This window comes from Flavivirga aquatica (assembly GCF_001747085.1).
Classification (GTDB): Bacteria; Bacteroidota; Bacteroidia; order Flavobacteriales; family Flavobacteriaceae; genus Algibacter_C; species Algibacter_C aquatica.
Map to the genome: position 1 here is coordinate 71,169 of NZ_MDJD01000028.1, position 12,420 is coordinate 83,588.

General features: G+C 29.5%; 13 protein-coding genes. 10 read left to right on the forward strand and 3 right to left on the reverse strand.

The genetic code is table 11. The features are described 5' to 3' along the window. Window positions 1-179: 179 nt before the first annotated feature. Window positions 180-674: a metallophosphoesterase family protein gene (locus A8C32_RS05510; protein ID WP_069829442.1), complete on the reverse strand. Its 495-nt coding sequence runs from the start codon at window positions 672-674 to the stop codon at window positions 180-182. 224 nt (window positions 675-898) lie between these two features. On the opposite strand from A8C32_RS05510, the gene truA reads away from it, so the two are divergent. Together truA and A8C32_RS05520 are read left to right on the forward strand one after the other, a co-directional pair. Then, the gene (gene truA, locus A8C32_RS05515) at window positions 899-1,642 is read left to right on the forward strand and encodes a tRNA pseudouridine(38-40) synthase TruA (protein WP_069829443.1); all 744 of its coding nucleotides are present in this window, start codon (window positions 899-901) and stop codon (window positions 1,640-1,642) included. Continuing rightward, window positions 1,643-3,412 carry an ABC transporter ATP-binding protein gene (locus A8C32_RS05520; protein WP_069829444.1) on the forward strand — a complete coding sequence of 590 codons (1,770 nt, stop codon included), beginning with the start codon at window positions 1,643-1,645 and terminating at the stop codon, window positions 3,410-3,412. Window positions 3,413-3,453: 41 nt separating this feature from the next. Here A8C32_RS05520 and A8C32_RS05525 read toward each other — a convergent pair whose 3' ends face one another. Beyond that, window positions 3,454-4,239, reverse strand: a complete 786-nt coding sequence (locus A8C32_RS05525; protein ID WP_069829445.1) for a diadenylate cyclase — start codon at window positions 4,237-4,239, stop codon at window positions 3,454-3,456. Window positions 4,240-4,561: 322 nt separating this feature from the next. Between A8C32_RS05525 and A8C32_RS05530 the strand changes: the two genes are divergently transcribed. Both A8C32_RS05530 and A8C32_RS05535 read left to right on the forward strand, forming a co-directional pair. Beyond that, on the forward strand, window positions 4,562-5,155 hold the full coding sequence (locus tag A8C32_RS05530; RefSeq protein ID WP_069829446.1) for a C39 family peptidase: 594 nt from the start codon (window positions 4,562-4,564) through the stop codon (window positions 5,153-5,155). Between the two features lie 20 nt (window positions 5,156-5,175). Then, window positions 5,176-5,796, forward strand: a complete 621-nt coding sequence (locus A8C32_RS05535; protein ID WP_069829447.1) for a hypothetical protein — start codon at window positions 5,176-5,178, stop codon at window positions 5,794-5,796. A gap of 43 nt (window positions 5,797-5,839) precedes the next feature. Here the strand turns inward: A8C32_RS05535 and folP are convergent, their stop codons facing one another. After that, a complete protein-coding gene (gene folP / locus A8C32_RS05540) occupies window positions 5,840-6,661 on the reverse strand; it encodes a dihydropteroate synthase (RefSeq protein ID WP_069829448.1) in 822 nt (273 codons plus the stop codon). A 240-nt stretch (window positions 6,662-6,901) separates the two neighbouring features. Here folP and A8C32_RS05545 point away from each other — a divergent pair, with 240 nt between their 5' ends. The 6 genes from A8C32_RS05545 to prmA all read left to right on the forward strand — a co-directional run bounded on the left by A8C32_RS05545 (window position 6,902) and on the right by prmA (window position 12,246). Then, window positions 6,902-7,438 (forward strand): DUF1599 domain-containing protein, encoded by a 537-nt coding sequence (locus A8C32_RS05545; protein ID WP_069829449.1) that lies wholly within the window; start codon window positions 6,902-6,904, stop codon window positions 7,436-7,438. 10 nt (window positions 7,439-7,448) lie between these two features. Beyond that, window positions 7,449-8,780, forward strand: a complete 1,332-nt coding sequence (locus tag A8C32_RS05550) for a BT_3928 family protein (protein WP_069829450.1) — start codon at window positions 7,449-7,451, stop codon at window positions 8,778-8,780. A 10-nt stretch (window positions 8,781-8,790) separates the two neighbouring features. After that, on the forward strand, window positions 8,791-9,867 hold the full coding sequence (locus tag A8C32_RS05555; RefSeq protein WP_069829451.1) for an ABC transporter permease: 1,077 nt from the start codon (window positions 8,791-8,793) through the stop codon (window positions 9,865-9,867). 42 nt (window positions 9,868-9,909) lie between these two features. After that, window positions 9,910-10,401 carry a TlpA family protein disulfide reductase gene (locus A8C32_RS05560; protein WP_069829452.1) on the forward strand — a complete coding sequence of 164 codons (492 nt, stop codon included), beginning with the start codon at window positions 9,910-9,912 and terminating at the stop codon, window positions 10,399-10,401. Between the two features lie 33 nt (window positions 10,402-10,434). Beyond that, window positions 10,435-11,184, forward strand: a complete 750-nt coding sequence (tpiA, locus tag A8C32_RS05565) for a triose-phosphate isomerase (protein WP_069829453.1) — start codon at window positions 10,435-10,437, stop codon at window positions 11,182-11,184. A 222-nt stretch (window positions 11,185-11,406) separates the two neighbouring features. Then, window positions 11,407-12,246, forward strand: a complete 840-nt coding sequence (gene prmA / locus A8C32_RS05570) for a 50S ribosomal protein L11 methyltransferase (RefSeq protein WP_069829454.1) — start codon at window positions 11,407-11,409, stop codon at window positions 12,244-12,246. Window positions 12,247-12,420: the final 174 nt, after the last annotated feature.

Below are 12,420 nucleotides of genomic sequence, written 5' to 3' on the forward strand. Positions count from 1 at the left end.
GAGCCCAAGGTGAAGATCTTGGGCTTTTTTTTGAAATTCTATTTCGAAATTATGAGTAGTATTATTTAAAATAATAAGAGGAACTAATCTAATATCATTGAAGCGTTAGATTTTAGTTTAACGAGATTGTCTCTTTTTGTTATTATTAATTGGACTAATATTGATAAAACTTATTAGAGTTACCTTTTTTGAAATTCAATAACTTCTAAATTGTCAATTTTACTACCATCAATAGTAAAACGTAACATAGTACGAACTTTATGAAACCCATGTTTGCCTACCGCACCAGGATTCATGTGTAATAGGTTTAGTTTTTTATCAGGCATTACTTTTAATATATGTGAGTGTCCGCTAATAAATAACTTTGGGGGATTAGCTTTAATTTCATCACGTACTCTTACATTGTAAGCGTTTGGGTATCCACCAATATGTGTTATCCAGACATCAACACTTTCACACATAAAGCGATTGTTTTCAGGGAATTCTATACGTATTTTTGCTTCATCAATATTGCCATAAACCCCTTTTAATGGTTTTAGAGCTTTTATAGCATCTGTTACTTTTAAATCGCCAATATCTCCAGCATGCCACACTTCATCTACTTGTTTTATATATTTTAATATATCATTATCGATATAACTATGTGTGTCTGAAAGGAGTAATATTCTAGTCATAGTATTTTTTTATAAAATCTATTACTTTGCTATTATGTAATAGATTTTTAATGTAATATGGGTTTAATAAATAATTAAGATTCTAGCCTTCTCAGGATTAACAAAACTGCTATCTTTGTTATTTCAACAAAAGTATTAAAACAGGTTGGAATGAGCTTCGAAAAATATTACGGTAATTATTATAATTGTCGATAGCCTATTATGTCTCACTCCTTAAAAATAATATGAAGTATTTTATAGAGCTTTCTTATAAGGGTACTGCTTATCACGGTTGGCAAAATCAACCAACTGCTTTGTCTGTTCAAGAAGTTATTGAGAAAGCACTATCAACATTGTTAGGGGAGCAAGTTAGTATTATGGGAGCAGGACGTACAGATGCAGGAGTTCATGCTAAGCAAATGTATGCGCATTTTAATACGGATGCTATTTTTGATGCTGTTAACATTGTTTTTAAACTGAATTCCTTTTTGCCAAAAGACGTTGCTATACATGCAATTTTTAAAGTAAAAGAAGATGCACATTCACGTTTTAATGCTTTAAGTAGAACCTATTTATATAGAGTAACATTAAAAAAAAATGTGTTTACATTTAATGATGTTTTTTATGTAAAGCAAGCTTTGGATGTTGATAAGATGAATAAAGCTGCAAAAATTTTGTTTGAATACAAAGATTTTCAATGCTTTTCAAAAAGTAATACCGATGTGAATACTTATAACTGTGATATTATGAAAGCCGAGTGGTTTTTTAAAGATGATGAGCTTCATTTTGTTATTAAAGCCAATAGGTTTTTAAGAAATATGGTTAGAGCCATAGTTGGTACTATGATTAATATAGGATTAGGTAAAGTAAGTGTTGAAAGTTTGCATACTATTATACAATCTAAAAGCAGGAGCCAAGCAGGATTTTCTGTGCCTGCAAATGGATTGTATTTAATTGACGTTGAATATCCTGAAGATATAAAAATATAAATGAGTAAAACAAAAGAAAGTATTTTTGATTTTAAGTTGTTTAAACGACTTTTTGAGTATATAAGACCTTATAAAACTGTGTTTTTTGGACTTAATATATTAGTTGTTTTATCAGCTATATTTAGTGCAGCAACTCCTTACTTAACGAAGTACGCCGTAGATGATAGTATTACAAATAAAGACGCAAAGGATTTTTTGTTTTATATTATAATTATGCTTACTGTTTTAATACTTCAAACAGTATTTCAACTGGTATTTATATATTATGCTGCTTGGTTAGGGCAGAATTTAGTGATGGATGTTCGTGTGAAATTATTTAATCACTTGCTTCGTTTTAAAATGAAATATTATGATAATTCTTCTGTAGGTGTTCTTATAACTAGAGCCGTAACAGATATGGAACGTATAGCAGATATTTTTGGACAAGGATTCTTCATGATTTTTAAAGACTTACTAGCTATGGCTGTAGTGTTTGGAGTGATGATGTATATTAATTTTAAGTTGAGTCTTATTGTTTTTATTATGCTTCCATTATTGCTTTATGCAACTCGTATATTTCAAAAATATATGAAAAAAGCTTTTGAAGAAGTAAGAACTGAAGTTTCTAATTTAAATTCATTTGTTCAAGAACGATTAACTGGTATGAAAATATTACAGTTATTCACTCGTGAATCTATTGAATATGAGAATTTTAAATCGATTAATGGACGACATAAAAAAGGATGGATTAAGACTGTTTGGTATAATTCTATTTTTTTTCCATTAGCAGATTTATCTGCATCTATAACTATAGGTTTAGTAGCTTGGTATGGCGGTTTAAATGTGGTATTGGAAAATGGTACTGTTTCTCAAGGTGATTTGATTGCCTTTATTATGTTTATTCCAATGTTGTTTAGACCGCTTAGGCAGATAGCAGATAAATTTAATACATTACAAATGGGAATGGTAGCAGCTAATAGGGTGTTTAGCGTATTAGATACTGTTTCTCAAATAGATGATAAAGGAACTCATGTTGCTGAACATTTTAATGGAAGTATTAAATTTGATAAAGTTCATTTTAATTATGTAGAAGACGAAGAGGTTTTAAAAGGTATTTCCTTTAATGTAAATGCTGGAGAAACTATAGCTATTGTTGGGGCTACTGGAGCAGGAAAATCTACGATTATTAATTTATTAAATCGTTTTTATGAAATTAAAGAAGGTGTTATTTCTGTAGATGATGTTGATATAAAAGATGTGACTTTAGAGTCGTTGAGAACTCAAATTGCAGTAGTGCTACAAGATGTATTCTTATTTGCAGATACTATTTTAAATAATATTACATTAAATCATCCTGAAATTACCGAAACTCGAGTACAACAAGCTGCTAAAGATATAGGGATTCATGATTTTATTATGACATTACCAGATGGTTATCATTATAATGTTAAAGAACGAGGCGCAATGTTATCGTCTGGTCAACGTCAGCTTATTTCATTTTTAAGAGCGTATGTAACTAATCCTAGTATTTTGGTTTTGGATGAAGCAACGTCTTCGGTTGATTCGTATTCTGAGCAACTTATCCAAAACGCTACAGATAAAATAACAAAAGGACGAACATCTATTATTATTGCTCATAGATTAGCAACGATTAAAAAAGCAGATAAAATTATTGTTATGGATGCAGGTGAAATTGTTGAACAAGGTACTCATGATGAACTTCTTAAAAAAGAGAATGGTTATTATAAGAATTTATACGAAGTACAATTTTTAAAGGAGGAGGTAGTTTAATTTGACTTTATTTTTAGGTAATTTTATTAGTCTATAAATATTTAAGTTAAATCTTGTTTAATCATTAAATTAAGATGGTTGTTGTCTTTAAATACAACAAATTCACCGTCTTTGAAATAAGAAATATGTCCCGTTTCTTCACTTACAACTAATGCTAATGCATCCGTTTTTTCTGAAACACCAATAGCCGCTCTATGACGTAAACCAAAACGTTGAGGAATATTCTTTTCGTTATTTAAAGGAAGGATAACACGAGTTGCTTTTACAATATTATTATTAACAATAATAGCACCATCGTGTAAAGGACTATTTTTAAAAAAGATACTTTCAATAATAGGTTGAGTAACTTTAATATTCATTTCATCTCCAGATGATGATAAAAAATCTAGGTTATTGTTACGTTCAAAAACAATTAACGCTCCTGTTTTTGATATAGACATTTTATTGCAAGCCGAAATAATAGCATCTACATCTGTTTCGTTAGTCGTTTCGGTTTTTAGAAAATTAAATTGTTTTAAGAATTTACGGCGATTACTAAAATTTGTAGACCCAACCATGAGCAGGAACTTTCTTATTTCTGGTTGAAAAACAACAATTAATGCAATGATTCCTACTTTTATAAAGCCACCAAAAATACTAGTAAGCAGCTCCATATTTAAAAAACCCGTTAGCCGCCATGCAGCATATATAATAATAATACCAATAAAAATATTAATAGCTACAGTACCTTTAATTAGTTTGTAAACGTAGTAGAGAAGTAGTGCTACTAGAATAACATCTATAAAGTCTACAACTGTTAATTTAAAAAGGTCTTTAAAGATTTCCAAAAATAGTGTGTTTTTGTAAATTTAATAAAATATGGTTACATACAAACGAATTTAGTATTAGATGTAGAATCTAATTTTAATAAAAGGAATTATTTACATATTTCTATGATGGAGTAACATATACCTATGATGTATAATGAATTTATTTGTTTTTATTTAAATAGGGAAATACCCCTTGAATAAAAAGGGAATTAACCTGTTATTGTTTGATATTCATGTATTTATATTTGTTGTGCTAATGTCTTATTAAGATATGCTTATATAAGTATAAGGCGATACCGAAAAGCCTTAATAGAGTAGGTTATTAACACAAATATAAATCATGAAAACAAAATTTTTATTAATTTTAAAAGTGCTTATTATAGCTTTTTTTACCCAAAATTGTTGCTCGCCAAGTAAGGTTGTGGGGAGTATTAATAATACTTTAAAACCACAAGAAACAAATAATTGGTGTTGGGCAGCTACTACACAAATGATAGCGCAGAATGAAGGGAAAAGTGTATCGCAATGTGATTTGGCAAATCATAGATTTGGAAAAACCAACTGCTGTGATTTTCAAAATGATGGAACTAGTTGCCCAAAAACTAGTGATTGTAACAGTCCTGGATGGTTAGAGTTAGATTATGCTGGATTAAAATTTTCAGAATCTGAAACGGCATTAAGTTGGAGTAAATTAAAAAAATGTATTTACTGTTCTAAAGATGTACTTGGTTATGCATACGGTACTCCTGGTGTTGTAGGACATGTTCTTGTTATAAAAGGCTATATTACTGTAGCTAATACTAAATATGTTGTATTAAATGATCCTTGGGCGCCATGCGTAGGTTCTGAAAGACTAATTACATACGATACTTATGTAGACCCTCCGGGAAATAGAACACATTGGAGAACCTGGTATAGTATTAGTAAGAAATAATAATATTAAAAACATTAACAATGAAAAATTTAACAATTTATATAAGTTCATTAATCATTTTGCTAACCACTTCATTACATGCTCAGAATGATTCGTTAGAGAAAGTAATAGAAAAAGGAAAAAATGATTTGATAGAAATTTTAAGAACTTCGAAAGATCAATTTAATTTTGGAATTTCACCTGAAGCTTTGGAACAATCAAAATCAGCATCTCAAATTGTTTATAAAGAAATTAATATCAAAAGGTTATTAGATTATAATGGACAAGGAATAGATGGCATAATTTCAAAAGAACAAAAATTAATAATACCTTTTGTAAATAATTCTAAAGTTATAGCAACAATAGGTGTTGTTAGAAGTGGTAAAGTTACAGAGCTTATTAATCATCGATATCGTAATGAATTAAGTGAATTACCTAATGATATTAAGGATAGAGGTTTTGAAAATATTAACATTGTTTATGTTCCTAATTTAAATACCATAGTATATATGGATGATAATAAAAGTTATACTTCGTATAAAGGCCGTAATATAAGAGAAGCTATTTCAACTGAAAAACTTATAACAGAATTGAAAGTTGATGCGCAGTCATTTCAAAAGAAATATGGTGATAAAATTAAAGAAGGAAAACTTTTAAATTAAAAAATTATATAATAACCTTAGCAGGTACGTGTTAAGGTTATTTTTATTTTAGAGCTTGAACTAATTTAATACACTCTATAGCCTCCTTAACATCATGAACTCTTAAAATGGATGTGTTTTTTTGTAAAGCGATGGTATTTAAAATGCTAGTTCCATTTAAAGCATCTTTAGCAGATGTTTTCAATATATTATAGATCATAGACTTTCTGGAAATACCAACAAGCAATGGTTTTTCAATTATTTTAAAAAGCTCAAGCTTATTTAGTAATATATAATTCTGATCTAAAGTTTTAGCAAAACCAAAACCAGGATCAATAATAATATCAATAATTCCAGATTTTTTAGCTTCTTCAATTCTTTGAGAAAAATAAAACAAAATATCATTAACCAGATTATTGTAAAGCGTTTGTTGCTGCATGGTTTGCGGTGTTCCTCGCATATGCATCATAATATAAGGCACCTTCAAAATACCAATAGTAGGTAGCATATTGGTATCTAATTGTCCCGCAGATATATCATTAATCATGGCAGCACCAGCTTCAACACATTGTTTTGCAATGTTACTTCTAAAAGTGTCAATAGAAAGTAAGGCGCTAGGGAATTCTTTTAAAATTAAACTTACAATGGGAAGTATTCTTTTTAGTTCATCAGTTTCGTTAACATGATCTGCATTGGGGCGTGAGCTATAAGCACCAATATCTATAAAAGTAGCGCCTTCATTTAACATTTGTTCAACATGAATAAGAATATCCTTTTCATTTTTATGAGCACCACCATCATAAAACGAATCTGGTGTAATATTTAATATCCCCATCACTTTAGGTAACGATAAATCGATGAGTTTTCCCTTGCAATTAATTGTCATATCAAATTTTATTAGCCACTAATTCATAAATCTATTTTATAAAAATAGCTCGGTTTTTGTTTTTAAAGGCTTGATGAAACTAATTTATTAATAGATTATTGATACTATAGAATCAAAACCATGTAAAATTAAATATTTGAGCATTCATGGCAACATTTATACATTAAATATTAAAGTTTGTATAAGAGGTTTTGAACTTTAAACTATTTAAGCGAAATTTACGCAAAATTCATTTTATTCATGCAAGATACTTCAAAACAATATGATGCCGTTATAGATACCTGTAAAAGTCTATTTATAAAAAAAATGAGTGATTATGGAAGTGCGTGGAGAATACTTAGATTGCCATCGCTTACAGATCAAATTTTTATAAAAGCGCAACGTATTAGAGGTTTACAAAAAAATGATGTTAGAAAGGTTGATGAGGGCGAGGTTAGTGAGTTTATTGGTATTATAAACTATTCTATCATGGCGTTAATTCAGTTAGAAAAAGGTGTGGTAGAACAACCCGATTTATCGACAGAAGAAGCAACCAATTTGTATACAGAAAAAGTAGCTATCACAAAAAAACTCATGGAAGATAAAAATCATGATTATGGTGAAGCATGGAGAGATATGAGAGTAAGTAGTTTAACGGATTTAATTTTACAAAAATTATTACGGGTTAAACAAATTGAAGATAATAAAGGTAAAACAATAGTTAGTGAAGGGATTGATGCTAATTATCAAGACATTATTAATTATGCCATTTTTGCATTAATTCATTTAAACGAATAAAATATTATAGATGAAAATACTTGTTACCATTAGTAGAATTTTAGTAGGAGCTTTGTTTATTTTTTCGGGACTTATAAAGTTAAATGACCCGTTAGGAGTGTCTTATAAATTACAGGAATATTTTAGTCCAGATGTACTTAATATGCCTACGCTAGAGCCTTATGCTTTACTAATAGCTATTATTATGGTAGTATTAGAAGTTGTATTAGGTGTATTTCTATTAATAGGGTATAAACGTAAATTTACAGTTTGGAGCTTATTTGCTTTAATAGTATTCTTTACATTTTTAACATTCTATGCTTGGTATTTTGATAAAGTTAAGGATTGTGGTTGTTTTGGCGATTTCTTAAAATTAAAACCATTTGAGAGTTTTATAAAGGATCTAGTGCTACTTGCTTTAATTATTATATTATTAATAGGAATAAAGTATATAAAACCTTTATACAATAAATTTATAACTACGGTAATAGCATTGTTTGGTTTTATTGCTAGTTTATGGTTTGGTTATCATGTATTAATGCATTTACCAACTTGGGATTTTAGAGCTTATGCTATAGGTAAGAATATTCAAGAAGGGATGGATACACCAGAAGATGCACCAAAGCCAATTGCCGAATATTATTGGAAATTTAAAGTTAACGGAGAAGAACAAATATTTACATCCAATGGTTCGTATCCAGAAGTAAAAGGTGATTTTATAAGTGTTGAAACTAAAGTTATTCAAGAAGGTTATAAACCACCAGTAGTAGATTTTTCAATAGAAGGAAAAGACGAAGATTTTACCCAAAAATATTTAGGTGAAGAAAATATTATTGTTGTAGTATCATATAACTTAGATAATATTAATCCAGAAGGTGCTTTAAAATTAAAAGCACTGCAAAATGAAGCTATCAATAATGGTTATAAAATAATAGGACTAACGTCTTCAGGAGATAAAGCTAAGCAGCGTATAAAAGAAGCATATAATATAGATTTTAATTTTTATCTATGTGATGAAAAAGCCCTTAAAACAGTAGTACGTTCTAATCCAGGAATCTTAGAGTTAGACAAAGGAACAGTCAAACAAAAAGTACATTGGAATGATATTGACAAATTAGAATTACCAAAAGTAGAACGTAAACCAGAACCAGTTAAAGACGATGGTGTTTTATATTTAGTTGATGGAAATCCATTAAAAAAAGAAGAAATAGAAGCTTTAAATTTAAATAAGGAAGAAATAGAAGGCGCTGCAGTTTTAAAAGAAAAAAGTGTTTTAGACTCAATAAACGCATTGAACAATACCAATTATACAGGTTATGTTGAGATTAAGCTTAAAAATGAAGATGTATCAACTAACAATTAATGCTTAACAACTGCTAAACTACTTACTAAATAAAACCTTTTATACATTACTCACATTGTTTGGGGTAGTAACAGTTATCTTCTTTTTATTTAATGTACTTGGAGGTGATCCCGCAAAAATGATGCTTGGTCAAAACCAAACAGCAGAACAGGTTAAGGCTGTTAAGAAAAAGTATGGATTCGATAAACCCATTAAAACACAATATTTATATTATTTAAATGATTTGTCTCCACTTTCATTTCATTCAAACAATTCAGAAGATTATACATTTTTAAGACAAGGAAAATACACTGCAATAAAAGTATTCTCTATAGGAAATACAACAACAGTTATAAAATTCCCGTATTTAAGAGAATCGTTTACAAAACAAGGTAAAAAAGTAAGCCAAGTATTAGCAGAAACACTACCCAATACATTTGTTCTAGCAATAACAGCTATAATTATAGCAATGATTCTAGGTGTTTTTCTAGGCATTATTTCAGCATTATATAAAGACAGATGGTTGGATAAATCAATTCAAATTCTCAGTACTTTTGGTATGAGTATACCATCTTTTTTTAGTGCTATTTTATTTGCCTGGTTTTTTGGTTATGTATTACATAAATACACCAATTTGGAAATGACAGGAAGTCTTTATGAATTAGATGACTTTGGAGAAGACATGCATATAAAATGGAAAAACTTAATACTTCCATCAATTGTACTTGGAATTCGCCCATTAGCAGTTGTCATTCAACTTATGAGAAATAGTTTATTAGAAGTATTTAATCAAGACTATATAAGAACAGCAAGAGCCAAAGGGTTAAGTGAATTTCAAATTATAAAAAAGCATGCCCTTAAAAATGCATTAAATCCAGTAGTAACAGCAATTTCTGGATGGTTTGCATCTATGTTGGCAGGAGCCGTTTTTGTAGAGTATATTTTTGGCTGGAATGGTCTTGGAAAAGAAATTGTAAATGCCTTAAATACCTTAGATTTGCCAGTAATTATGGGTTCTGTACTAATTATAGCCCTATTGTTCATAATTATCAATATTTTTGTAGACTTAATATATATATGGTTAGACCCCAAAGTTAAACTAGAATAAATTCTTGAACAGATAGAATCTTATAAATTGAATAATAAAGACATGAACAAAATAAAATACTTACTCATTTTTTTACTTAGTTTTTTAAGCTGTAATCAAGAAATACCTATTCAGTTTACAGAAGACGCTTTAAATGATACGTTTACAACCATAGAAGGTAAAAACGAGTCTCTTAAAAATATTTTAACAGCCCACAAAGGAAAAACAATTATAGTAGATATTTGGGCATCATGGTGTGGAGACTGTATAAAAGGGATGCCAAAAGTAAAAGCATTACAAGAAGCATATCCAGAAGCTATATACATCTTTTTATCATTAGATAAAACAGAAAAAGCATGGAAAAAAGGGATTAAAAAATATAATGTACAAGGCGAACACTATTTCATGCAATCTGGTAAGGGAAGTGCTTTTGGTAAATTTGTAAATATAGATTGGATACCAAGGTATATGGTAGTAGGTTCCGAAGGAAAAATAAAACTATTCAAAGCTGTAGAAGCAGACGATAAAAAAATAAAACAAAGTTTAATTAATTAAAATCCTTCTATTTCAAGAAGGTAAGTTAGTAACATGAGAAAACAAATTGTAGCAGGAAATTGGAAAATGAATAATGATTTATCACAAACAGAATCATTATTAGAAGCACTAAAAAGTAAAGAAAGAACGACTGAAGCTGAGGTTATGGTAGCTCCAACGTTTACTAACTTATTACAAGCAAATCAAGCTTTAAAATCGTCATATATTGAAGTTGTAGCGCAAAATATGCATTTTGCAGAGAACGGAGCATATACAGGAGAAATAAGCTCAAGTATGCTAAAAAGTGTAGGTGTAAAAACTGTTATTTTAGGACATAGTGAGCGTCGTGCGTATTTTAACGAAACAGACGAGCTTTTAGCTAAAAAAGTAGATGCAGCATTAGCAAATGAAATACGTGTGATCTTCTGTTTTGGAGAAGAATTAACCGACAGAAAAGCAGGAAATGAAGAAGCTGTAGTAGAAAGTCAAATAAAAAATGCATTATTTCACCTAGAAGCATCAGCATTTAATAATATCGTATTAGCTTACGAACCAGTATGGGCAATAGGAACAGGAGAAACAGCAAGTCCAGAGCAAGCACAAGATATGCACGCATTTATTAGAAAAACGCTTTCAGGTAAATACGGGAATGACGTAGCAGATAACGTTTCAATTCTTTACGGAGGAAGTGTAAAACCAGCCAATGCACAAGAGATTTTCTCTAAACCAGATGTAGATGGTGGCTTAATTGGTGGAGCAGCACTTAAAGCAGACGATTTCTTCGCTATAGTAAACGCATTTTAAATCAAAAAAAGCACTTTTCATTTTTTTTGATTAAGTAAAAATTTTAGAGCGTTACCCCGAAGAAAAATCGGGGTCGCGCTTTACGTTACAAGTCCTCGCTCGTACCTCGCTGTGGGCTTTTCTCTACAATCGCTAACGCAGTATAGAGTAATAAAATATTCATTAAAGAACTTTAGGTTTTCAAAATCCGACAAACCTAATAAATTAACAATATAATAAGCTATGTCAAATATTATATACATAGGTTACCAATTCAAGGTATCGCCATTACAACCAGGAGTAGAAATTCTTATAGCAGAATTAGGTTATGCTGGTTTTGAAAGTTTTGTAGAAACAGAAGAAGGTGTTACGGCTTATATTCAAAAAGAAGAATGGAATGATTCTATCTTAGAAGATGTTCAAATTTTAAATTCAGAAGAATTTAAAATTGATTATGAGTTTAATGAGATTGAACAAACCAATTGGAATGAAGAATGGGAAAAGAATTTCAATCCTATTGTGGTTGATAATGTATGCGCTGTACGTGCACCATTTCATGAAAAATTTGATACAGAATATGATATTATAATTGAACCCAAAATGAGTTTTGGTACAGGACATCATGAAACAACACACATGATGATTCAACATATTTTAAAGAATGATTTCGCAAATAAATCAGTTTTAGATATGGGCTGTGGTACAGGTGTTTTAGCTATTTTAGCAGAAATGAAAGGAGCAAAACCTATTGATGCTGTAGATTATGATAATTGGTGCTATTTAAATAGCTTAGAAAATGTAGAGAGTAATAATGCTCAACATATCACAGTTATAGAAGGAGATGCTAGTGTGTTACTTGGTAAAAAATACGATATTATAATCGCTAATATAAACCGTAATATTTTATTAAATGATTTGGAGAATTATATAGCTTGCTTAAATGCAAATGGGACTTTATTTTTAAGTGGTTTTTATAATGATGATATTCCAGTTATAGAAGCAGAATGCAATAAAAATGAACTTGAGTTTCAATCAAAATTAGAAAAAAATAATTGGGTCGCTTTAGAGTTTAATAAAAGCTAAAACTTTAGTTTATTTTTAGGTATTTGTGGTTTTTGTTGAAAAAAAATCAAACATTACGGGAAAACCGTAAGAATATTCTTTTATATATATTTATATTCGTACAAAATAAATTTATTTTAAAGCATAATTTTTCAACTCAGTTTTTATTCTAACCACTGAGGATTGAGGCTGTGA

Coding starts and splice junctions, on each gene's coding strand:
- A8C32_RS05510 (WP_069829442.1), bottom strand. CDS start 674: ATGACTAGAATATTACTCCTTTCAGACACACATAGTTATATCGATAAT.
- truA (WP_069829443.1), top strand. CDS start 899: ATGAAGTATTTTATAGAGCTTTCTTATAAGGGTACTGCTTATCACGGT.
- A8C32_RS05520 (WP_069829444.1), top strand. CDS start 1,643: ATGAGTAAAACAAAAGAAAGTATTTTTGATTTTAAGTTGTTTAAACGA.
- A8C32_RS05530 (WP_069829446.1), top strand. CDS start 4,562: ATGAAAACAAAATTTTTATTAATTTTAAAAGTGCTTATTATAGCTTTT.
- A8C32_RS05535 (WP_069829447.1), top strand. CDS start 5,176: ATGAAAAATTTAACAATTTATATAAGTTCATTAATCATTTTGCTAACC.
- folP (WP_069829448.1), bottom strand. CDS start 6,661: ATGACAATTAATTGCAAGGGAAAACTCATCGATTTATCGTTACCTAAA.
- A8C32_RS05545 (WP_069829449.1), top strand. CDS start 6,902: ATGCAAGATACTTCAAAACAATATGATGCCGTTATAGATACCTGTAAA.
- A8C32_RS05550 (WP_069829450.1), top strand. CDS start 7,449: ATGAAAATACTTGTTACCATTAGTAGAATTTTAGTAGGAGCTTTGTTT.
- A8C32_RS05560 (WP_069829452.1), top strand. CDS start 9,910: ATGAACAAAATAAAATACTTACTCATTTTTTTACTTAGTTTTTTAAGC.
- tpiA (WP_069829453.1), top strand. CDS start 10,435: ATGAGAAAACAAATTGTAGCAGGAAATTGGAAAATGAATAATGATTTA.
- prmA (WP_069829454.1), top strand. CDS start 11,407: ATGTCAAATATTATATACATAGGTTACCAATTCAAGGTATCGCCATTA.